Annotated in this window: 27 protein-coding genes, 1 tRNA gene and 1 pseudogene; 17 read left to right on the top strand and 12 right to left on the bottom strand. The window is 43.1% G+C overall.

The window, feature by feature from the left end; genetic code table 11:
- The first annotated feature begins 4 nt into the window (after window positions 1-4).
- The 9 genes from VZ94_RS00815 to VZ94_RS25690 all read left to right on the top strand — a co-directional run bounded on the left by VZ94_RS00815 (window position 5) and on the right by VZ94_RS25690 (window position 3,258).
- A complete protein-coding gene (locus VZ94_RS00815) occupies window positions 5-253 on the top strand; it encodes a hypothetical protein (RefSeq protein ID WP_131655433.1) in 249 nt (82 codons plus the stop codon).
- Between the two features lie 7 nt (window positions 254-260).
- Window positions 261-707 (top strand): hypothetical protein, encoded by a 447-nt coding sequence (locus VZ94_RS00810; RefSeq protein WP_045777762.1) that lies wholly within the window; start codon window positions 261-263, stop codon window positions 705-707.
- Entirely contained in the window at window positions 685-1,074 is a 390-nt protein-coding gene (locus tag VZ94_RS00805) for a hypothetical protein (protein ID WP_045777761.1), read from the top strand. The genes VZ94_RS00810 and VZ94_RS00805 overlap by 23 nt, the downstream gene beginning before the upstream one ends.
- 2 nt (window positions 1,075-1,076) lie before the next feature.
- Complete coding sequence (locus tag VZ94_RS21920) at window positions 1,077-1,358, top strand: hypothetical protein (protein ID WP_052700080.1); 282 nt, start codon at window positions 1,077-1,079, stop codon at window positions 1,356-1,358.
- A gap of 184 nt (window positions 1,359-1,542) precedes the next feature.
- Window positions 1,543-1,791: a hypothetical protein gene (locus VZ94_RS00790; RefSeq protein WP_131655431.1), complete on the top strand. Its 249-nt coding sequence runs from the start codon at window positions 1,543-1,545 to the stop codon at window positions 1,789-1,791.
- Complete coding sequence (locus VZ94_RS00785; protein ID WP_045777758.1) at window positions 1,784-2,125, top strand: beta barrel domain-containing protein; 342 nt, start codon at window positions 1,784-1,786, stop codon at window positions 2,123-2,125. Before VZ94_RS00790 ends, VZ94_RS00785 begins: the two co-directional genes overlap by 8 nt.
- A 2-nt stretch (window positions 2,126-2,127) precedes the next feature.
- Complete coding sequence (locus VZ94_RS00780; RefSeq protein WP_131655430.1) at window positions 2,128-2,544, top strand: hypothetical protein; 417 nt, start codon at window positions 2,128-2,130, stop codon at window positions 2,542-2,544.
- Entirely contained in the window at window positions 2,541-2,939 is a 399-nt protein-coding gene (locus VZ94_RS00775; RefSeq protein ID WP_045777756.1) for a hypothetical protein, read from the top strand. The genes VZ94_RS00780 and VZ94_RS00775 overlap by 4 nt, the downstream gene beginning before the upstream one ends.
- Before the next feature lie 154 nt (window positions 2,940-3,093).
- Window positions 3,094-3,258 (top strand): hypothetical protein, encoded by a 165-nt coding sequence (locus tag VZ94_RS25690; protein WP_157844820.1) that lies wholly within the window; start codon window positions 3,094-3,096, stop codon window positions 3,256-3,258.
- Window positions 3,259-3,461: 203 nt separating this feature from the next.
- On the opposite strand, the gene VZ94_RS26660 is transcribed toward VZ94_RS25690, so the two are convergent.
- Together VZ94_RS26660 and VZ94_RS26655 are read right to left on the bottom strand one after the other, a co-directional pair.
- A complete protein-coding gene (locus VZ94_RS26660) occupies window positions 3,462-3,626 on the bottom strand; it encodes a hypothetical protein (protein WP_204368981.1) in 165 nt (54 codons plus the stop codon).
- Window positions 3,627-3,823: 197 nt separating this feature from the next.
- Window positions 3,824-4,228, bottom strand: a complete 405-nt coding sequence (locus tag VZ94_RS26655) for a class I SAM-dependent methyltransferase (RefSeq protein ID WP_204368980.1) — start codon at window positions 4,226-4,228, stop codon at window positions 3,824-3,826.
- 90 nt (window positions 4,229-4,318) lie between these two features.
- Here VZ94_RS26655 and VZ94_RS00765 point away from each other — a divergent pair, with 90 nt between their 5' ends.
- Window positions 4,319-5,086, top strand: coding sequence for a helix-turn-helix transcriptional regulator (locus tag VZ94_RS00765; RefSeq protein ID WP_045777755.1), 768 nt, complete (start codon window positions 4,319-4,321; stop codon window positions 5,084-5,086).
- Window positions 5,087-5,160: 74 nt separating this feature from the next.
- Here the strand turns inward: VZ94_RS00765 and VZ94_RS00760 are convergent, their stop codons facing one another.
- From VZ94_RS00760 to VZ94_RS00730, 7 genes are all read right to left on the bottom strand, one after another.
- Window positions 5,161-5,412, bottom strand: a complete 252-nt coding sequence (locus tag VZ94_RS00760) for a Rieske (2Fe-2S) protein (RefSeq protein ID WP_338040177.1) — start codon at window positions 5,410-5,412, stop codon at window positions 5,161-5,163.
- Between the two features lie 4 nt (window positions 5,413-5,416).
- Window positions 5,417-6,184, bottom strand: a complete 768-nt coding sequence (locus tag VZ94_RS00755) for a class I SAM-dependent methyltransferase (RefSeq protein WP_045777754.1) — start codon at window positions 6,182-6,184, stop codon at window positions 5,417-5,419.
- Entirely contained in the window at window positions 6,184-6,636 is a 453-nt protein-coding gene (sufU, locus tag VZ94_RS00750; protein WP_045777753.1) for a Fe-S cluster assembly sulfur transfer protein SufU, read from the bottom strand. The genes VZ94_RS00755 and sufU overlap by 1 nt, the downstream gene beginning before the upstream one ends.
- Window positions 6,637-6,653: 17 nt before the next feature.
- The gene (locus tag VZ94_RS00745; protein ID WP_045777752.1) at window positions 6,654-6,896 is read right to left on the bottom strand and encodes a type II toxin-antitoxin system HicA family toxin; all 243 of its coding nucleotides are present in this window, start codon (window positions 6,894-6,896) and stop codon (window positions 6,654-6,656) included.
- On the bottom strand, window positions 6,884-7,144 hold the full coding sequence (locus tag VZ94_RS00740; protein ID WP_204368979.1) for a type II toxin-antitoxin system HicB family antitoxin: 261 nt from the start codon (window positions 7,142-7,144) through the stop codon (window positions 6,884-6,886). Before VZ94_RS00740 ends, VZ94_RS00745 begins: the two co-directional genes overlap by 13 nt.
- Window positions 7,141-8,364 (bottom strand): cysteine desulfurase, encoded by a 1,224-nt coding sequence (locus tag VZ94_RS00735; RefSeq protein ID WP_192828582.1) that lies wholly within the window; start codon window positions 8,362-8,364, stop codon window positions 7,141-7,143. The genes VZ94_RS00740 and VZ94_RS00735 overlap by 4 nt, the downstream gene beginning before the upstream one ends.
- A 102-nt stretch (window positions 8,365-8,466) precedes the next feature.
- Window positions 8,467-9,405, bottom strand: coding sequence for a J domain-containing protein (locus tag VZ94_RS00730; protein ID WP_052700078.1), 939 nt, complete (start codon window positions 9,403-9,405; stop codon window positions 8,467-8,469).
- A 535-nt stretch (window positions 9,406-9,940) separates the two neighbouring features.
- Here VZ94_RS00730 and mutS point away from each other — a divergent pair.
- The 4 genes and pseudogenes from mutS (at window position 9,941) to lpxB (ending at window position 15,268) form a co-directional block, all read left to right on the top strand.
- A pseudogene (gene mutS / locus VZ94_RS00725) lies at window positions 9,941-12,471 on the top strand (DNA mismatch repair protein MutS).
- Between the two features lie 99 nt (window positions 12,472-12,570).
- A tRNA-Leu gene (locus tag VZ94_RS00720) sits at window positions 12,571-12,657 on the top strand.
- Window positions 12,658-13,029: 372 nt separating this feature from the next.
- Window positions 13,030-14,130: a DegT/DnrJ/EryC1/StrS family aminotransferase gene (locus VZ94_RS00715; protein ID WP_045777750.1), complete on the top strand. Its 1,101-nt coding sequence runs from the start codon at window positions 13,030-13,032 to the stop codon at window positions 14,128-14,130.
- Window positions 14,123-15,268 (top strand): lipid-A-disaccharide synthase, encoded by a 1,146-nt coding sequence (gene lpxB / locus VZ94_RS00710; RefSeq protein WP_045777749.1) that lies wholly within the window; start codon window positions 14,123-14,125, stop codon window positions 15,266-15,268. The genes VZ94_RS00715 and lpxB overlap by 8 nt, the downstream gene beginning before the upstream one ends.
- Before the next feature lie 533 nt (window positions 15,269-15,801).
- Here the strand turns inward: lpxB and VZ94_RS00705 are convergent.
- The 3 genes from VZ94_RS00705 to VZ94_RS25685 form a co-directional block, all read right to left on the bottom strand.
- Window positions 15,802-16,236, bottom strand: coding sequence for a cysteine hydrolase family protein (locus VZ94_RS00705; RefSeq protein ID WP_275575090.1), 435 nt, complete (start codon window positions 16,234-16,236; stop codon window positions 15,802-15,804).
- Window positions 16,209-16,475: a cysteine hydrolase family protein gene (locus tag VZ94_RS30015; protein WP_275575089.1), complete on the bottom strand. Its 267-nt coding sequence runs from the start codon at window positions 16,473-16,475 to the stop codon at window positions 16,209-16,211. Before VZ94_RS30015 ends, VZ94_RS00705 begins: the two co-directional genes overlap by 28 nt.
- A 569-nt stretch (window positions 16,476-17,044) precedes the next feature.
- Window positions 17,045-17,218 (bottom strand): hypothetical protein, encoded by a 174-nt coding sequence (locus VZ94_RS25685; protein ID WP_157844819.1) that lies wholly within the window; start codon window positions 17,216-17,218, stop codon window positions 17,045-17,047.
- Window positions 17,219-17,288: 70 nt separating this feature from the next.
- On the opposite strand from VZ94_RS25685, the gene VZ94_RS27600 reads away from it, so the two are divergent.
- From VZ94_RS27600 to VZ94_RS00695, 3 genes are read left to right on the top strand one after another with little or no spacing between them, the layout of a single operon-like run.
- Complete coding sequence (locus VZ94_RS27600) at window positions 17,289-17,480, top strand: hypothetical protein (RefSeq protein ID WP_239649528.1); 192 nt, start codon at window positions 17,289-17,291, stop codon at window positions 17,478-17,480.
- Entirely contained in the window at window positions 17,477-18,415 is a 939-nt protein-coding gene (locus VZ94_RS00700; protein WP_338040178.1) for a BMP family ABC transporter substrate-binding protein, read from the top strand. The genes VZ94_RS27600 and VZ94_RS00700 overlap by 4 nt, the downstream gene beginning before the upstream one ends.
- A gap of 2 nt (window positions 18,416-18,417) precedes the next feature.
- Window positions 18,418-19,455 (top strand): ABC transporter permease, encoded by a 1,038-nt coding sequence (locus VZ94_RS00695; RefSeq protein WP_045777748.1) that lies wholly within the window; start codon window positions 18,418-18,420, stop codon window positions 19,453-19,455.
- The last annotated feature ends 22 nt before the right edge of the window (window positions 19,456-19,477 follow it).

The raw sequence follows: 19,477 nt of genomic DNA, 5'->3' as shown, positions 1-19,477 counted from the left end.
TAAAATGGATAGATACGCAGCAATACGAGCAAGAAACAGGATTATGTCGTATTACATGCCTAGACCACATGAGGAAGCGCTAGGGAACGAACAAGACCCGTTTGAACGTGCCAAAACCGAATGGTTAAAACATGCTAGACAAGCAATTGAAGACGTCGAGCAGTTTACATTTGACGATTTTTTAAAAATAAAAGCTGAGCATAAAGCGAGAAAACCAGATGAATGCTTTGAATGCGGGCAAAAATATAGGTAGGTATTAGATGGAAATACAAGCAAAGCCAATTCAATGGCAAGATAATTCAAGCAATTATTTTTGGGATGTTATTTACGGATTCAATATTGAATATTTTTCCCATCGGGGTTATTACCGAATTTTTAAAAACAACAAGTTAATTAATAATGAGATATATGAAAGCATTGATGAAGCAAAATCTCAGTGCCAGCTCATTGCTAATGAGCATGTAAAAGCAATAGCCGAAGTAAAACAAGACTCGTTCATCAATGCTGAAAAATCAGAGCGTCGCGCAAGGATGTTTAGCGATATTTTAGAGCAATATGTGATAGCGATGCGAGCGGCTGTTGTTGCTGACAAATTAGAAGACGTTAATACAGGTATGCGGTGGATTAAAAATACGTTAGCCGGACCAGGACTTTTACCAGACATTGAAGAAGCAAAGGCAATTGGTGGCGCACAAGCGTTTTTTTGATGCTGAAATTAAAAAACATGAAGAGTTTGTTAAGCAAAGCCCCCCTATTAATGCCGAAAAATTCGATATAGAAAACATATTAGCTGTTGCTGAAGCAAATAAATCGGCAATAGCAAAAGCAATACCAACCGAACGAGACGCCTTAACAGTCATGTTCGCGGCATTTCAACGGTTAAAAGATTTAGGTTTTAGCGAAGCTTGTTATTGTCCCAAAGACGGCTCTATTTTTGACGCAATTGAAGCTGGTTCAACTGGGATACATTCTTGTCACTACGATGGTGAATGGCCTACTGGCTACTACATGATATACAGCGCGGGTGATTTGTATCCTTCAAATCCAATTTTGTGGCGTAAAAAACCGGTATAAATATGTGCTATTGCGATGATGATGCTATACAGCCCACCCTTTATCGTGAGGTTTGGCGCAAAGCCATTAAAGAACACAAATGCTGCGAATGCCAAGATGTTATTAAAATCGGCGAGCGCTACCAGTATGTGGCCGGCGTGTGGGAGGGTCAATTTTCAACGTTTAAGACGTGCGCATCATGCGTCGATGTGCGGCTTGAAGTTAACGATATGACCGGTTATTTCCCAGCGTTTGGTGATGCTGGGTGTTGCTATATTGAGGCGTTACATGAACTACCTAATTGAATTTGAAAAATCGGTACAAAAATGCTGGGTTGATTTGAGTATTGACGGCGACCCAGGACGCACAACTATCAAGGAAAACGCAACAGTATTTGAAACCCTAAATTTAGCTAACGAGTGCGCCAAGAATCTTGAAACTAAGTATAGAAGGAAATTAAATGTAGTGAGTGCGGACTAGAAAATAACTATGGATATATATTCAGCAATAAGGTCGAAAAATAGAGTTATGTCTTATTACTTACCTCGTCCGCATGAAGAAGCGCTAGGGAACGAACAAGACCCGTTTGACCGTGCTAAAGCCGAATGGCTGAAACATGCTAGACAGGCAATTGAAAATGTCGAGCAGTTTACATTTGATGATTTTTTAAAAATAAAAGCTGAGCATAAATCAAGAAAACCTAATCAATGCTTTGAGTGCGGGAAAGAAAATGACTAATTTTACAGTAGGTCAAAAGCTCTTTTATGTCGGCGCAATGAGTCGCACCGGAAAATATGTGATTATCAGCAAAGTAGCACGTAAATGGCTTGAAATTCAAGGACAAGCATTTAGGGTTGAGATAAATACCCTGGATGCTGTTGATAAACAAAAAGGCTTTTGCGGCGCGTGTTATTTAAGTGAATATCATTATCTTGATATTCAGGCAAAAAAAGATATTGCAAAGCAATTGCGTGATGATTTTTCTAATTTGGCAAAAGATGAGCGTCGGTTAGATAAAATAGATGTAGCTGAATTGGAAAGAATTAAGCAGTGGTTGTATGGTGTGAAATGAACATGATTACAAATATTAGTCAATTAATGCATCAATTATCAATTGACTGGGTATCCGACGGACACAGAAACAATCGTAAGTTAATAGCGTCAAACTATGGTCAGTTTGTTAGAAAAGGATTCGATTATATAACAACACCATACCATTTTTACAAACAGATACCAGAAGACCTACCAATCGTATCTAGCTACTCTATGAAAGCCTTTATCAAATATGACATAAAAGGGGATGGAGAGTTAAGAAAGATGTTTTTGTTAGAAGTTAATGAGCCTAGCAGTGATTTCTGCGTAGCACAGCTAACTGAATTTGGAATAGAGATAGCTCAAAAAAACATAGTGCCTGTTAATTTGTCTATCGAAACTTTCTTTAAATGTGAGTTTTTTAATTCATTTGATAATAAATACCGAGAAATAAAATGAATATACATGCAGATTTAATTCAACAATATGCTGATGATTGGAAAGAGACTTATAAGCCTTGGGAGCGTTGGCAATGGCTAGATTGTGGTCAGTGGGTTGATGCTACAAATCCTTTGTTGTTTAACCTAACATGCAAATACCGCCGCAAACCAAAAACCATCAATATTAACGGATTTGAAGTGCCAGAGCCGGTTAGGACGCCATTAAAAGACGGGGAAGAATATTTTTATCTTGAATTATTAGATTCAAGTTTATATAAGCGCGCGTTATGGCTCGGCTACAAAATGGATATAAACCGACTTAATCTTGGCCTTTGCCATTTAAATTCAGAATCAGCCGCTTTACACGCAAAAGCGTTGTTGTCGTTTACGCAAGTTAAAGATAATGGTGTTTAATTTTATGCTTTCAAAACTTGAATTATTAGTTCTTATAACGGTGTTTTTAGCTCCAATGTTAGGTACTTGTTTTTATAAATATTTAGAAAAAAATATTGAAGCTATCGACGCTAATAAAGTTTGTCATTGTCAAAAGTCAGGTTAAGGTGGGGTTATGACAGACATTGTTGATGAATTAAAAATAGAAACAATAGGATTCAATAGAGAGCGGTATAGTTGTGAACTGTTTTTATCTAATGGTAATGGCAATAAATTTAAATTGTTGATAGATAAAGATGATTTAACATCTTTTCAGCAATGGTTTTTTGCTGTTAAATAAAAATGCAATGCTGTTAACCAACGCTGTTGCTTGTCGAATGGTTAAATGAGTGGTTAAATTTTTAATATATTGATTTATAACCAATTACAACAGCCTGCAAAGCCGTCTATATCGGTTCGATTCCGATCGCAGCCTCCAAACTAGGCTAATATATTCAACCGCTTACGAGCGGTTTTTTATGCCTATCAATAACCGCCACACCGTCATTTACTTGCGACGATTAACACCGTATCGCTAGTAAAACTACCATCAGCCTCAAAAGCAAAATACTTCGCGACTTCAGTACTTGCACACTGCTGTAATGAACGAATCGCCATAACATAATGCTCTGGCGCCTGCATTCGCCCTACCCAAGATGCAAATTCCAAAACGTCGTCTAAAAGTGTTTACCCGAAACACTTTAAGCCCGGCCACCGCAATCAACGCATGCCACTCCGCCAACGACAAATTACGCACATGCGATGTATCACGCAATAACTCAATCGTTTGCAACCACGTATCAAGCAAAAACACACCAGGGCTTAATAAATCGATAATTACAGCAAAACCGTTTGGCTTTAACACCCTATTGATTTCTGACAAACCACCCGCGACGTTTTAACCAATGATGCGCACTAAGCCGCGTGACCACCCAATCGAACGATTCATCAGCATAAGGCAAACATTCCACTGCACCGATTTGAGTCTTAATATTCGGCAAATCACGGCGCTTAGCCTCTTGCGCTACCACGGCCAACATGTCTTCCGATAAATCGTAAGCTACGACCTCGCTCACTAAAGGCGCCAAATTAAATGCGACATGACCCGCACCACACCCCAAATCTAATACCCTTGCCTCATGACTCAAGCCAACAATCTCAACTAGCGCTGCTAAATCTTCACCTTGCGCATGGACAGAACTGGTTAAATAACCGTGAGCTTTAGAGCCAAATTGCTTTACTACTTTTTGAGCATGTTGCTCAGTATTCATCGTAACCTCCATTAATTAAGTAACGCGGCTATTGTTTATCTGAAACGTAACTGGTACAAGATGAAGAGTTATCCTAGTATAAAATTCACTATGACAAGCACAGAACGCCGACACCTTTTAGGTCAATTTATCAGGGCGCATCGCGAACGCTTGCCTGCACCTACACATAGCCTAGGCCGCAGACGTACACCCGGTTGGCGGCGCGAAGAATTAGCGCAAGCCGCAGCCGTTAGCGTGACGTGGTTAACATGGGTAGAACAAGGCCGCGATGTCGCTTTATCAGTCAATGCCTTATCGCGCTTAGCAGACAGCCTAAAACTTACACCTGCTGAACGCGCATCATTGTTTAATTTAGCAAACAAATGCGACCCTATTGACAGCTTAGAACCAGCAATAGAATTAACACAAGAAATGAGTCTACTACCAGGACAATTTTCCGGCCCAGCGTATTTACTCGATCAATATTGGACCGCCCAAGCTTGGAATAAACCCGCAGCGTTGCTGTTTGATGGCTGGCTAGACGCCGATAGCTACGAGCGTAATCTACTTAAATACGTTTTCCTAAACCCCAAAGCCAAAACCTTATTAGCCGATTGGCCTGAGCGCGCGCAACGATTAGTGGCAGAATTTCGCGCTGATTTTAGTCAAGCTCCGCAAGATACGCAGCTACAAGCGCTAATCAACGAGTTATCTGAACTCAGCTTAGCGTTTAATCAAGCTTGGCAGCAACAAAGCGTGCTACATCGCGAAGGCGGTGAACGCCTGTTTAATCATACTCAAGGCTTACTACGCTTTAGCCAAATGACGTTATTAATCGCAGTAAAACCCAGTTATAAAATTGGTATGTTTAATACCTAAACCCTAATCTCAAACGCGTATCTTTGATTTGCAGCTCACCATTGACAATTTGTACAGGAAACGTAGTAATGACTTCATAAGCAGGCGCTGATTTCACCGCGCCAGTTTTTAATGCAAAATCTAGCCCCATGACGCGGGCAAATAATGTCACAACCTTCTAACATACCACTCGCTATTTCAGCACCGTCATGAGTACACACGTCTTCTAAGGCATAAAAACTGCCGTGTAACTTAAAAACAACAACATCAGTGCCATCCAGCTCGACAACCATACGCTCGCCTTCAGCTAGCATCGTGTCCTTACCTATTGTTTGCCATTCAGACATGGTCTCACCCATTTTTTAAATAAACATCATAACGTAATAGCTTACCTTGCAAACGCTGGTTAGGCGTACCGCTTATTGGCTCGGCATAATCGGGTAATTTAACCACAACACGTTTACTTGCGGTTTGCCAGGCAACCTCAAACAACTCGTGTTTATCATCATCAGAACCTAATAGTTCGTGCAAAACACGCATGTTTTTTCGCGCTAATGCCGATTTTTTGCGTTTTGCTGGAAACATAGGGTCTAAATAAACACATTCAGGCGTAAAATTGAGTTCAGTTAAACCTAAAATCGCGCTTTTAGCGATTAGCATAGGCGCAGTTAAACCTAGACGAATAAACCAATCAAGCTCAGCCAAGCGCCGCCAACCGTCTGATAATAGCTCAGCCATTAGAGGTGAGCGCTCAAAACACCAGACATCTAAACCCATACGAAACATGTGCAAACTGTCCTGCCCCCACCCCGTCGTTGCATCAACCACAGTTTGGGTTTTTCGGCCTAACGCTTGAGCAAACAAGCCATCTTTAGGCGCTGGCCATGAGCGTTGCTCACCCGGCCTAGGCATAACATCGACGTATAAACCACCTTGCTTAACGAGTTCATGATCGATGAGTTTTAGACATCCGTCACGCCACGTTAAAAAATAAGGCTCTAATGCGGGCAGACTCGCTCTTAATGGTAAGTTTAAACGCTCGGCCAAGACCTGGTGAGCAGTTAACGACTCAGGGTTTAAGCATAAAACCGCAAGCTTTCCCGAATAGGCGTCTAACATTATTCAGTTGATACCGAATCACCTTGATTTTTTAGCGCGGCATCTAGCGTATGCCAAGCCAATGTCGCGCACTTAACCCTTGCAGGATAGTCGCGTACACCCGCTAACACCGCTAGTTTGCCAACGGCTTCTAGCTGAATGTCTTCGCTTTTGCCCGTCGTCATGTCATGAAAGGTTGTAAACAAGGCAGATGCTTCAGCTTCAGTTTTACCTTTGATAATTTCAGTCATTAATGACACCGATGCGGTGGAAATTGCACACCCCGAACCTTGAAAGCTGGCGTCGGTAATGGTATCGCCATTCAGCTTTAAATATAAAGTTAACCGGTCGCCACATAAGGGATTAAACCCCTCCACTTTGCGATCAGCAGATTCAATCACACGGAAATTACGTGGATTACGGTTATGATCGAATATGACCTCTTGATAAAGGTCGCGTAAGTCTTCAAACATGGGGAGACCTTAGACTATTATTCAGAATAAAAATATGGATACAGTTCTGCCACACTAATGTACCGACTTACTTGCCGCATCACTGCTTTACAGGTTCCTGTATCTAGTTCGTTGTGATTTGGAATAGTCAATATTTGCTTTTGATCTTGGACAATACGAACCATTTTAATATGACTACCTCGTTGAGAAGCCACCACAAAACCAAATCCAGTTAACATTGCAACGATTTGTTTAGCAGTTAGCCGCCTTAATTTTGGCATACTGCAGCCATCTCGTAATTGATGACAATAGGCGGATTGGGAGCAAAACCAAGTTTAGCTAAATCTTCGCCTTCCAAATGCAAGCTAATCGCTTCACGAAGATTCTCAGTAACTTCATCCAACGTTTGTCCTTGAGTTACTATAGGCAATTCAACACATTCAGCCACAAACCCAGTTTGTTCGCCTTGATGAATATGTGCTTTGATGGTGTAGAACATAAAAATCACTCCAACAGCTTTCGCCATCAACCAAATAACTTAATTAACTCACGTATGCCAGCCATTAATACGTCGATTTCTTGCTGAGTATTATACATGGCAAATGACGCTCTAGCGGTAGCAGGCACTTGGTAAAAATCCATCACCGGCATGGCGCAATGATGACCGGCTCGAATCGCAATACCTAAGCTATCTAACATCGTACCTATATCGTGTGGGTGAATTTTAGCGAGCGTAAACGATAAAATAGCGCCTTTTTCCTGAGCAGTACCGACCAAAGTCAAGCCATTGATTTGACTTGCTTGCTCAGTCGCATAAGCCAATAACTCGGCTTCATAGGCGGCGATAGCCTCCATGCCGATACCGGCTAAATAATCAATCGCCGCGCCTAAACCCACCACATCGGCAATATTAGGCGTACCGGCTTCAAATTTATGCGGTAAACCTGCATACGTGCTTTTATCAAATGTGACGGTACGAATCATATCGCCCCCACCTTGATAAGGCGGCATGGCGTCTAACCATTTTTGCTTGCCATACAAGACGCCTACACCAGAAGGTCCATACAGCTTATGCCCAGAAAACACATAAAAGTCACAATCTAACGCTTGCACATCAACAGCCATGTGCGGAATCGCTTGTGCACCGTCTAACAATACCGGAATATTACGCGCATGTGCTGCTTCGATAATCGCACTAACCGGATTAATCGTCCCTAACGCATTAGACATGTGAGCCACAGCCACTAACCGGGTTTTTTCAGTCAACAAACCAGGTAAATGCTCCATAATAAGCTCACCAGACACATTCATCGGTAAGACTTTCAATACTGCCCCAACGCTTTCACACAACATTTGCCACGGCACGATATTGGAATGATGCTCCATGGCGGTAATCACAATCTCATCGCCTGGCTTAACAAAGGCTTTACCATAACTATGCGCGACTAAATTAATGGCTTCGGTCGCTCCGCGCACGAAAATAATTTCTTTAGCCTGTGCCGCGTTAATAAAGGTTTTGACTTTCTCCCGCGCCGCTTCAAATTTATCGGTTGCGCGCACACTTAAGGTGTGGACGCCACGATGAATATTGGCGTAATCGTGGCGATAAAAATCACTAATGGCATTAATCACGGCATCAGGTTTTTGACAACTAGCCGCATTATCTAAATAAACCAATGGCTTATTGCGTATCTGTGTCGCTAAAATGGGAAAATCAGCGCGGATGTCCGCTATAGGAAACTCAATCATGGAACTCATAGGGATGAAAACAAAATATCCTAGTAAAACACTAGGATTTTAAAGTAGCGCTATTTTAGCGCAATGTCAATTAAGCGGTAGCCACAGTATTCGCTACAACCCCATTAATAAGTCATAAAAATCATCTTCCCCTGGTTTAGGAATGTCATAGGACTTAAGAAATCTTTTCAGTTCGGCAAAATCCTGAAGTTCTAACGTTTCATTAGTAATCTCTACTATTTCCCGCTTCAACGCTGCAATATCGGCTTTAAACGCTTGTAACATTTGTTTGCTTGATAATGTTTGCCACGGAGCTAAGTCTAGCTTCATTTTAAACGGCGCGCTCATTACTTGGATTTCATCCTCGATTTCCATTAACTGCTCTTCTAACACCTGGTTGATATAATTTAACCGGTCTTCCGCTAGATTGTTAATGTAGTGCGTGTCAATTTGCGCTAACTCTAATTGCAACTCTAATAACGCCAGCAAATCTTTTTTCGCATAAGCCGCGTTAATACGTTGCATTAGCTCAGTTTTACGCGCGCGCTCGGTTTCATCAGGCTCTCGGTCAGGATGACATTCAGAGGTTAATTTACGATAAACTTCACGTATCGATTTACTAATATTTTCTTCCGCTACACGCTCTTGCTCTTCTTTAGCTAATTGCTTCGCAGTCTTCTTTTTAGCAGGCTTTGCCTCATCTTCCTGCTGCTCGATTTTGTCTTGTTCAGCCCGAAGATTTAACATGGTTTCTTCGAGGATTTTTTTAGCTTCATCCGGGTTGCTTATGTCAAAGTCATCACCTAAATCAACGCCAAAATGACTTTCAAACATAGACTTAAACAAATCACCCGCCATCGCTTCAGAATCTTGTTTTATCGAGTTGAAATCAACATCGCTATATTGGTCATGTAAAGCCATTATTTCTGCATCTTCGTTTACCGCTAAAATATCAGCCGTGAGTTCAGTGATTAAATGGCTTAACTTCTTCTTATCTGTTTTGCTAAACCCTTTACTGTGATACGCCTTATCCAGTAAACGAGCAAACCCCATACGCGCTTCGCAATGTTGTTTTTGTAGCGGCTCGTATTCAGTGGTAAACGCGAGATTAAATTTAGGGATAGCCTCTTGCCATTCTTGCAGGTGTTTTTTTTGCGTTTCGACTTTTTTTGCTTAGTGTGTTGTATTTTTTCTGTGCTTTAGACAACACTGTTTTAGCATTAGCCGCTTTGCTTATAGCTAGCTTTTTTTTAGATGGTTTGCTCATAATAGTGATAACAAAAGAAGATTTAAAGGTAATGGATAGGTTTTCTCGTCATCTGGGCTGTGTTATTCAACCGCGCTAACTAAGTTACCTAGTCATGCGCCCAAGTAGTCACACCGTACTATATAAATGACGCATCGTCTAGTCAGGGCGAGCGTTGAATATTCACCCCCCCCCCAAAAAAAAACTGCCATCTGGATAGTTGTATTAAGATAGTGTAGGCTGACGGTCAACATTTGCCCAAGCGTCTGAACACAACATCCCTGCTACATGAATACCTCTGTCAAATCTGATAAAAAAACATCTCCCACCCAACACACCCCAATGATGCAACAATATCTTAGGATAAAAGCCGATTATCCTGAGACGCTGTTGTTTTACCGTATGGGTGACTTTTACGAGCTGTTTTATGACGACGCGGTAAAAGCCGCACAATTGCTGGATATTACCTTGACTGCGCGCGGGCAATCAGCAGGCGAACCTATCGCAATGGCGGGAATTCCTTATCATGCTGCCGAATCCTATTTAGCGCGTTTGCTTAAGTGCGGCATGTCAATTGCCATTTGCGAGCAAATCGGCGACCCCAATACCAGCAAAGGCCCCGTTGAGCGTAAAGTCGTGCGTATTGTCACGCCTGGGACAGTAACCGACGAAGCATTATTAGAAGAGCGTAAAGAGAATTTATTAGTCGCTGTTTGCTCAGAACGTCAGAAATACGGCATCGCCAGTTTGGATTTAGGTAGTGGTCGCTTTACAGTCATTGAAGTGTCGTCCGATGACCAATTACTCAGTGAGTTGAATCGGTTAAATCCGGCTGAATTGCTGTTTAACGAGGAGGTCACGTTATTACCTAGCTTAAAACAACGTAGCGGTTTATGCCGTAGGCCACCGTGGCATTTTGACGCGGATAGTGCGAGGCAACGGGTATTACAACAGTTTAATACCGTTGATTTAAAAGGCTTTGGTTGTGATACGCTAACCTTAGCAGTCACTGCGGCCGGGGTATTATTGCAATATGTTAAAGACACTCAGCAAAGCGCGTTGCCCCATATTCAAGGCTTACGCGTGGAATATAGCCATGATGCGTTAATTTTAGACGCCGCGAGTCGGCGTAATTTAGAGCTAGACTTTCATCCATCGGGGTTAATGCAGTACACCTTATTAGGCGTATTAGATAAGACCGCAACGGCGATGGGCAGTCGGTGTTTACGCCGGTGGTTGCACAGACCGTTACGCGATCAAGCCTTATTAAATCAACGCTATGCCGTGATAACCGCCTTATTAACCGATGCCTTATTCCAGTCAGTACAAACGCAGCTTAGGCATGTTGGCGATATTGAGCGAATTAGTTCGCGTATTGCGTTAAAGTCAGCTAGACCACGCGATTTAGTCGTGTTACGTCAGACTTTAGCCGTATTACCCGAATTACAAGCTTGTTTAGCAGTGCATGAGCTACCTGAGTTAGACCGTTTAGCGCAACAAATCGGGGAATATCCTGAGTTAGTAGCGTTATTACAACAAGCCATTATCGATAATCCACCCGTTTTAATTCGCGACGGCGGCGTTATTGCACCAGGTTATAGCGCTGAATTAGACGAATTACGTTATTTAAGCCAACATGCCGATCAGTTTTTAATCGATTTAGAGGCAAGAGAAAAAGCCGCTACCGGCATTAATACGCTGAAAGTCAATTATAACCGCGTACATGGCTACTATATCGAGATTAGCCATCAGCATAGCACTAAAATTCCCGCTCATTATCACCGCAAACAAACCTTAAAAGGTGCGGAGCGCTATATTACTGACGAGCTAAAAGCGTTTTGAAGACAAGGTATTAAGCGCACGCGAAAAAGCCTTAGCCTTTGAAAAAGCATTGTATGATGAACTACTAAACCGTTTAGGTCAGTCTTTATCCGAATTACAACACTGTGCGCTAGCGTTAGCTGAATTAGATGTGTTGACTAATTTTGCTGAGCGTAGCGAGCGTTTGCAACTCGTTAAGCCTGAGCTAACAGCTAATCCCGGAATTGACATTCAAGCCGGCAGACATTTAGTCGTCGAGCAGGTATCAGAGCAACCGTTTGTCGCTAACGATTTAGAACTGTCACCCAAACGACGTATGTTAATCATTACCGGGCCGAATATGGGCGGTAAATCCACGTATATGCGGCAAACAGCACTCATCGTGCTAATTGCGCATATAGGCTGTTTTGTGCCTGCTAAATCATTAACCTTAGGCCCTGTGGATAAGATTTTTACCCGCATCGGTGCGTCAGATGATTTAACCAGCGGCCGTTCCACGTTTATGGTGGAAAATGTCTGAAACCGCTAATATTTTGCATAACGCTACCGAAAATAGCTTAGTATTAATGGATGAAGTAGGACGCGGTACTAGCACGTTTGATGGCTTGTCATTAGCGTGGTCATGCGCCGATTATTTAGCGAAAGTCTGTAAGGCGTATACGCTATTCGCCACGCATTATTTTGAGCTAACCGCACTAGCCGACGACTATAAGGCGATACGCAATGTGCATTTAGATGCGATGGAACATAGGGAGAAGATTATTTTTATGCATGCCGTTAAAGAAGGCCCCGCCAGCCAAAGTTATGGCTTACAAGTCGCCGCTTTAGCGGGCGTCCCCAAAGTTGTGATAGAAAAAGCCAAACTTAAGCTACAACAGTTAGAGACCCAAGCCTACATAGACCAGCAAAAAGAAACCGGCGTTAATCAATTAGACTTGTTTGCCTCTAATGATTGTCATCCGGCAGTCTTGCTGTTATCCGATGCGAATCCAGATGAATTAAGCCCTAAGCAAGCCTTAGAATTTCTCTATAAACTCAAAGGCCTGCTGTAAACAGTAGCGGCTTTGTAAACAAAATATCAATATTTTTAAAAATAAAACTGGCATAATTTTTTTATTTCCCTATAATGCTTAGATTCTTGAAGCACAGATGCCTTGGTGGCGAAATTGGTAGACGCAAGGGACTTAAAATCCCTCGGAGTAACATCCGTGCCGGTTCGACTCCGGCCCAAGGCACCATTCTTTAGCTTCTTAAGCCACACCCTCCTCTTAGCGTTATTTTTTGGTAACGCGGCTATTAGCAAAACGCTCTTAAAAACCATTAACTCATGATAAGTTAATGCGTTTAAGTAAACTACTAAACTCCATAAACCAACCTTCTGTTAAAACAGCTTAGCGTAACGGATTGGCGTCGCTATGCTATGTTTTTCCAGTAATTAGGCTACACGCTTAAGACTGGACAGGGCATTTAGAACGCAGGTGTCGGCAGCATGGGTGCTGCCGCCAAGCCTACAAGGACGTATATACAGCGTCCTGCGTTCTGAATGAGCTGTCCAGTCTTAAGTTAGTAACCCGTATTTAACTTAACTATCTTTTTAGACCGCGACGCTTATGATTCCAATGGTTAACCTTAAAGCCCAATATGCCGAAATCAAAGATGAAATCGAGCAAGGCTTAGCTGAAACACTTGCCAATTGTTCATTTATATTAGGCCCGAATGGGCAAGCGTTTGAGCGCGAATGCGAACAGTATTTGTCCGTTAAACATGCAATTGGCGTGGCATCAGGCACAGATGCCTTACATTTAGCGTTATTAGCGTTAGGCGTAGGCCCAGGCGATGAAGTCATTACCACAGCGTTTACGTTTATTGCCACCGCAGAAGCCATTAAATATGTAGGAGCAACGCCGGTATTTGTCGATATTGACCCTAAGACGTTTAATATTTCACCTGAAGCTATCGTCAGTGCTATCACTCCTAAAACAAAAGCCGTAATGCCTGTGCATTTATTCGGTCAACCTGCCGACATGCCTGCAATTACAAAGATTTGTGAGCAACATGGCTTGCTATTAATTGAAGATGCGTGTCAGTCGTTTGGCGCCAGCATTCAAGGTAAACAAACTGGCACATTCGGCCAAGCGGGCGCATTTAGTTTTTTTCCCAGCAAAAATTTAGGCGCATTCGGCGATGGCGGCATGGTCGTCACCGATTCGGATACCGTCGCGGCAAAAATCAAACAATTGCGTAATCACGGCTCTGATATTCGCTACTATCACGACGTCATTGGCTACAACAGCCGCTTAGATGATATGCAAGCCGTTGTGCTAAGAGTTAAATTAAAACGCATTCAGCACTATAACCAAGCGCGTCGCCAAGTCGCACAACGCTATAATGAATTGCTCGCCGATTTACCGTTAACAACGCCTTATGCTGACAACATTGGCGAGCATGTTTACCATCAATACACCTTGTTATCTGAACAACGCGATGACATTATGAAAGCGTTACAAGCCGAGCAAATCGGTTGCGCCGTATATTATCCCGTACCACTACACCAACAAAAAGCGTTCGCGCAAGAATGCCAAGGCGTACAACTAGCCCATACAGAAGCCGTCGCGGCACAATGCTTCTCGTTACCGATATGCCCTTTCTTAAGTGACGCCGACATAACACAAATCGCGAGCGTGATTCGTAACGCCTTAAGCCATGGCTAATCAAGCCAAGCCACCCGTTATCATGTTTAGCGCTGGCGAAGCGTCCGGCGATAAACATGCGGCTAACATGTTTTTAGAAATGCGCGCGCTCAATCCTGAAATCAACGCATTTGGTATGGGCGCAGCAGCAATGCGCACAGCAGGTATCGATGTTGTCTATGATTCCACATCTATAGCCGTCATTGGCGTTATTGAAGTCATTAAACATTACCCAGAAATTCGGCGTGCGTTGCAGTTAATGCATAACCTGTTACAAACACGTAAACCTGATTTACTGGTATGTGTCGATTACAAAGATTTTAATTTTAAACTCGCAAGCTATGCTAAACGCTTAGGCATTAAAGTCTTGTTTTATGTCAGCCCGCAAGTGTGGGCTTGGCGACCCGGCCGTGTTAAGCAATACGCAAAAGTTATAACCGCTATGGCCGTCATTTTCCCGTTTGAAACTTGTTACTATGAAGCTGAAAACGTGCCTGTGCGCTATGTCGGTCATCCGTCGGTCGATAAAGTCAAACCGATGTACAGTAAACAACACGCCATGCAACGCTATGGCTTAGACCCAAACAAACCTGTGCTAGGCTTATTGCCTGGTAGTCGAGCCAACGAAATAAAACGCTTATTACCCGTGATGCTCGCTGCCGCTGAGCTCATCATCAAACAACATCCTGATGTGCAATTGGTTTTACCCCAAGCACACTCCATTAGCGATGAATTGTTAAGCCATTATTTAGACCCTAACCTCACACTTAAGATAGTCAAAAATGAAATGTACGACGTCGTGCAATGCTGCGACGCCGTTATGACCTCCTCAGGCACCGCAACGCTTGAAGTAGCTTTATTAGGCATACCCATGCTTATCGCTTATCGCCTTTCCCCTATAACCTATGGACTAGGACGCTTATTGGTCAAAACACCTTTTATTGGCCTGCCGAATATCGTAGCCAACAAAGCCATTATCCGTGAATTCATCCAACATGAAGCCAACGCGCTAGCACTCGCACAAGAAGCCATAAAATTATTAAGCGACACCGTTTATGCTGACAACATGCGCAAAGAGCTAAGTGGTGTTAAACAGCGCTTAGGACAAGGCGGCGCGTCGCACAACATGGCACAATGGGCGCTGGAATTGTTAGCCTAACACATTGAGCAACACACTTAACCCAACTACCCTCAACTCGGATTGGTATTCTATTAATCGGTTTATCCCCACGGGCGTGGGGAACGCAGCACGTAATGTGCGCAGGCTCTATATGGGGTTTGGCGTCTATCCACCAAAATAGCAAGTAATGAAGACAGCAAACTTTTTGCCGCGTTTTCTAACGTTAAGGACAAACTCAAAAATGCCCAGATAACAAAGGTAATTTGTCCTGTGAGATACCACGATACGGTCGTAACCAAGAGCGTAGCAACGACCAGAAGCTTTCGATGGTATTTGGCTACCAACTTAAAACGGGACAATACCAAGCCGGGACAGGTTGTTTAGAGTGGCAGAAAACTGCTCCCTGCGTTTTCTGCATTCGCCACGTCCTTGTGGCTTGAGGTGTCGGCAGCAGGGATGCTGCCGCCAAGCCTACAGGGACGTATTTACGGCGYCCTGCGGTCTGAATGACCTGTTCCGTCTTAAGTTGGTGCCGAAAAAAAAAAAAAAAAAGTGATTTAAAACAAGAAACTCTAATTACTCATAGCCTTTAAGATATGTTGTGAATGCGTCACCCAGCCAAAAATGCCGCTTTGTGCTTTAATCATGCGTAACCCTACATCATGAAATTCGGGTATATAAGAGCCACAACAATCACCCGGCACAATGCAGCGATAACCACGGTCGTTGGCCTCTCGAACCGTAGTATGAACACAGACTTCGGTGGTGACGCCGCATACGATTAAATTTTCAATATCATGCTGTTGTAATATCGACTGCAATTCGGTGGCATAAAACGCGCCTTTACCGGGTTTGTCGATAATAGGTTCATTGGGCTTGGGATATAAGGCGGGGATGATGTCGTGTCCTGGCTCGCCACGTATCAGGATGCGACCCATAGGACCTGCTTGCCCTATTCTGACACTAGGCTCGCCTCGTTCTACTTTGGCTTTATGCGCATCAGACATATCGGGCAAGTGCTCACTTCACGGGTATGAATAATCAGCATATCTGCTTGTCTAGCGGCTTCTAGTAAAGATTGGCAAGGTTGAATAGCGGCTGATAACAGTGATACGTCATTACCAAGTGATTCTCCAAACCCCCCAGGTTCAAGAAAATCACGTTGCATATCAATTATCACGACAGCCGTTTTGGATAGCTGAACGGCAATACCTTCTGGTTCAGCTTCAATTTCAAGTATTTGCATAAAGAGCCTAGCATCATTTAGGTGAGAGAATATGTTGTAAATGCAACTATGTATACAACGTAAGCAAGTAATATGCCATTGATTTTTATTTCATCTTTGTTGATAAGCTGCTGTTATTAAAGATATTATTTTGGTTTTTCGGCAATATTTAAGAAAGATACATTCACTTATTTGGTGCGTTTAAGCGCTTTTAAGGTGATTACTATCGCTTGCTCGCGAATGAGTGTGGTTATGCTCGCGTAGATTCAAATCACGCGAGTGTTGTTCGTTCTGGATTGAGTTCACGATGCGGCTATGCACTTTAGACGGGCAATGCCAAGCAGGGACAGGACGTGTAGAGCGCAGGTGTTGGCAGCAGGGATGCTGCCAACAAGCCTACAGGGATGTATTTACGGCGTCCTCGGCAACTGCTCCTGCGTTGCTAAGCCACATCCCTGGCGTTATGCGCTCTAAACGTCCTGTCCCTACTTAAGTTGGTAGCCCGCCACTATGTCAATAATACATTTTGTAGAAACACCCCTAAATGGGTCAAAAAAACACCAAAATGCACCAAAAAGCAGCAAAATTGGCTAATAAAACCCATTAATAACGCTAACATTGAGAATAGACTCTCGATACGATAAGGCTATCAGCGCATGATGAGTATTGGCATTATTGATGCATGTTTTATTGTATACAACGATGAGTTTATTAGCGCAGTTGATTATCATCGGTGTAGCTTCATCAATCGCTTTAACACGCATCTAAGATAAATCCTATCTTTGCTGGTTAAATGTCGGTCATTATTATCATGAATTTACTGAGAGGCATACGATGCTCACACCAGCCAATCCTTTTATGAATGTTATTGGCTTATTTGCCAGGACGTTAGTCGCCCTATTGATTACGCTCATGTCACCTGTCTGGGCTTATGCCGAAGACGAGCTAGTGGTTGGTTTTATTTATGTAGCTCTAAAGCCGATTATGGTTATAACCAAGCGCACGCTCTTGGTGCGGCGGCGATAAAGTCAATACCTGGGGTTAAAGTACTCGAAGAAGAAAATGTGCCAGAAACGATTGCTGTGCAAAATACTATGGAAAGCATGGTTAACTTGGATGGCGCTAAAGCGATTTTTCCTACCTCCTTTGGTTATTTTGACCCGCATATTTTGGCTGTCGCCCCAAAATACCCTGATGTTAAGTTTTTACATGCCGGCGGCTTATACCAAGAAGGCAAACATCCTAGCAATGTCGGCAGCTATTTTGGTTATATCGATGAAGCGCAATACATCGCTGGCATCGTTGCAGGCGGTACATCTAAAACAGGAAAATTAGGTTTTATCGCCGCAAAACCCATTCCGCAGGTGTTGCGAAACATCAATTCTTTTACCCTTGGTGCCCAAAGCGTAAATCCTAACATTACTACGCAAGTTATTTTTACCGGCGATTGGTCTATGCCTGTTAAAGAAGCCGAAGCCACTAATAGTTTGATTGACCAAGGCATTGATGTGATTACCATGCATGTAGACAGTCCTAAAGTGATTATCGAAATTTGTGAACGTCGAGGAATTTTTTCCAGCGGCTATCATGCTAATCAAGCTGAATTGGCGCCTAAAGGCTATTTAACTGGTGCAGAATGGAATTGGGCTAAAGTTTATACCGATTATGTGAATCTAATAAAAGCTGGCGCTCCGTTACCGCATTTACTCAGAGGTGGCATAAAAGAAGGCTTGGTTAAAGTTTCAAACTATGGCCCGGCCGTGAGTGCGAAAACCATTGAACTGGCAGATGCAGCGAAAGCAAAGTTTATGGCTGGAACCATGGTGATTTATAAAGGTGAGCTAAAAGATAATAAAGGTAAGGTCGTGATTCCTGCTGGGACGCAATTATTGCAAACCGATATTAAATTAGAAGCGATGGATTATTTAGTTGCGGGTGTTATTGGCAGTACGGGTTCATAAACATGAAAGCCGTGGCGTTATTGTCTGCTACCGAATCGGTGTGGATTCCGATGGTTGCCCTGGTGTTATCGCTCGCAGTCTTTGGCGTAGTGATGGCGTTCTTAGGACATGACCCTTGGAGTGTGTTTTATTCCATGTATCGAGGTGGTTTTGGCAGTGCTTTTTCATGGCAAAACACATTGGAGCGAGCTTCACCGCTGTTATTGACTGCTTTATGCACAGCTTTACCTGCGCGCTTAGGGCTTATCATGATTGGTGGTGAAGGGGCATTCGTGGTGGGTGGTATCGCGGCGGCTATAACTGGTTTAAGTTTAAGCGGATGGTCTAGTCATTGGGTCATTGCGGCTATGGCGGTGTTAGCGATGGTTTCTGGCGGCGTGTGGATAGCCATTACCGGTTGGTTAAAACATGCGCGTGGCGTCAATGAAACCATTACGAGCTTGCTTTTTAACTACATTGCTATTGCGGTATTAAACCATTTGGTGACCGGGCCATTACGCGACCCTCAAAGCCTTAACAAGCCCTCTACGATGCCGATAGGCAGCGCAAACATGCTAGGCGATATTCCGGGTAGTCATATTCATTGGGGCTTAGTGTTTGGGTTAGCATTATGTCTTATCTACTATGTCATTTATCAATTTTCTACGATGGGGTTTGCAGTTAGGGTTATTGGCGGCAACTTACGCGCTGCCAAATTGGTAGGGTTACCGGTAGGGCGCTTAACCATTCTGACTTGTTTTTTAGCCGGGGCGGCGGCGGGGCTTGCCGGTGCTATTGAAATCGCCGCCATTCACGGCGCAGCTAACGCTTCATTAGTAGCGGGTTATGGTTATGCGGGCATCTTAGTCGCCTTTTTAGCTAGGCAAAATCCGTTAACTATCATACCTGTCGCTATTTTTTTAGGTGGTATTTTAGCAAGTTCGGGGTTGTTACAGCGCAGTCATCATTTACCTGATGCAACCGTCTTTATCTTACAAGGTATTATTTTTACCTTTATCTTATTTAGTGAAACCTGGTATGGACGTTTGAAAGCGTCATAAAGAGAGAGCAACAATGAATAGC

This window comes from Methylocucumis oryzae (genome assembly GCF_000963695.1).
In the GTDB taxonomy this organism is placed as follows: Bacteria; Pseudomonadota; Gammaproteobacteria; order Methylococcales; family Methylomonadaceae; genus Methylovulum; species Methylovulum oryzae.
Note: the sequence above shows the minus strand (reverse complement) of the source record. Positions and strands in the feature narration are given on the sequence as shown.

Excerpts from the sequence above, each read along its gene's own strand:
- VZ94_RS00715 (WP_045777750.1), top strand. The coding sequence starts at position 13,030 with ATGATTCCAATGGTTAACCTTAAAGCCCAATATGCCGAAATCAAAGAT.
- VZ94_RS27600 (WP_239649528.1), top strand. The coding sequence starts at position 17,289 with ATGCTCACACCAGCCAATCCTTTTATGAATGTTATTGGCTTATTTGCC.
- VZ94_RS00695 (WP_045777748.1), top strand. The coding sequence starts at position 18,418 with ATGAAAGCCGTGGCGTTATTGTCTGCTACCGAATCGGTGTGGATTCCG.
- sufU (WP_045777753.1), bottom strand. The coding sequence starts at position 6,636 with ATGTTTGAAGACTTACGCGACCTTTATCAAGAGGTCATATTCGATCAT.
- VZ94_RS00785 (WP_045777758.1), top strand. The coding sequence starts at position 1,784 with ATGACTAATTTTACAGTAGGTCAAAAGCTCTTTTATGTCGGCGCAATG.
- VZ94_RS00780 (WP_131655430.1), top strand. The coding sequence starts at position 2,128 with ATGATTACAAATATTAGTCAATTAATGCATCAATTATCAATTGACTGG.
- VZ94_RS00705 (WP_275575090.1), bottom strand. The coding sequence starts at position 16,236 with ATGTCTGATGCGCATAAAGCCAAAGTAGAACGAGGCGAGCCTAGTGTC.
- VZ94_RS21920 (WP_052700080.1), top strand. The coding sequence starts at position 1,077 with ATGTGCTATTGCGATGATGATGCTATACAGCCCACCCTTTATCGTGAG.
- VZ94_RS25690 (WP_157844820.1), top strand. The coding sequence starts at position 3,094 with ATGACAGACATTGTTGATGAATTAAAAATAGAAACAATAGGATTCAAT.
- VZ94_RS00765 (WP_045777755.1), top strand. The coding sequence starts at position 4,319 with ATGACAAGCACAGAACGCCGACACCTTTTAGGTCAATTTATCAGGGCG.
- VZ94_RS00810 (WP_045777762.1), top strand. The coding sequence starts at position 261 with ATGGAAATACAAGCAAAGCCAATTCAATGGCAAGATAATTCAAGCAAT.
- VZ94_RS00735 (WP_192828582.1), bottom strand. The coding sequence starts at position 8,364 with ATGATTGAGTTTCCTATAGCGGACATCCGCGCTGATTTTCCCATTTTA.
- VZ94_RS00790 (WP_131655431.1), top strand. The coding sequence starts at position 1,543 with ATGGATATATATTCAGCAATAAGGTCGAAAAATAGAGTTATGTCTTAT.
- VZ94_RS30015 (WP_275575089.1), bottom strand. The coding sequence starts at position 16,475 with ATGCAAATACTTGAAATTGAAGCTGAACCAGAAGGTATTGCCGTTCAG.
- VZ94_RS00775 (WP_045777756.1), top strand. The coding sequence starts at position 2,541 with ATGAATATACATGCAGATTTAATTCAACAATATGCTGATGATTGGAAA.
- VZ94_RS25685 (WP_157844819.1), bottom strand. The coding sequence starts at position 17,218 with ATGCGTGTTAAAGCGATTGATGAAGCTACACCGATGATAATCAACTGC.
- VZ94_RS00755 (WP_045777754.1), bottom strand. The coding sequence starts at position 6,184 with ATGTTAGACGCCTATTCGGGAAAGCTTGCGGTTTTATGCTTAAACCCT.
- lpxB (WP_045777749.1), top strand. The coding sequence starts at position 14,123 with ATGGCTAATCAAGCCAAGCCACCCGTTATCATGTTTAGCGCTGGCGAA.
- VZ94_RS00815 (WP_131655433.1), top strand. The coding sequence starts at position 5 with ATGGATAGATACGCAGCAATACGAGCAAGAAACAGGATTATGTCGTAT.
- VZ94_RS26655 (WP_204368980.1), bottom strand. The coding sequence starts at position 4,228 with ATGAATACTGAGCAACATGCTCAAAAAGTAGTAAAGCAATTTGGCTCT.
- VZ94_RS00760 (WP_338040177.1), bottom strand. The coding sequence starts at position 5,412 with ATGTCTGAATGGCAAACAATAGGTAAGGACACGATGCTAGCTGAAGGC.
- VZ94_RS00745 (WP_045777752.1), bottom strand. The coding sequence starts at position 6,896 with ATGCCAAAATTAAGGCGGCTAACTGCTAAACAAATCGTTGCAATGTTA.
- VZ94_RS00730 (WP_052700078.1), bottom strand. The coding sequence starts at position 9,405 with ATGGGGTTTGCTCGTTTACTGGATAAGGCGTATCACAGTAAAGGGTTT.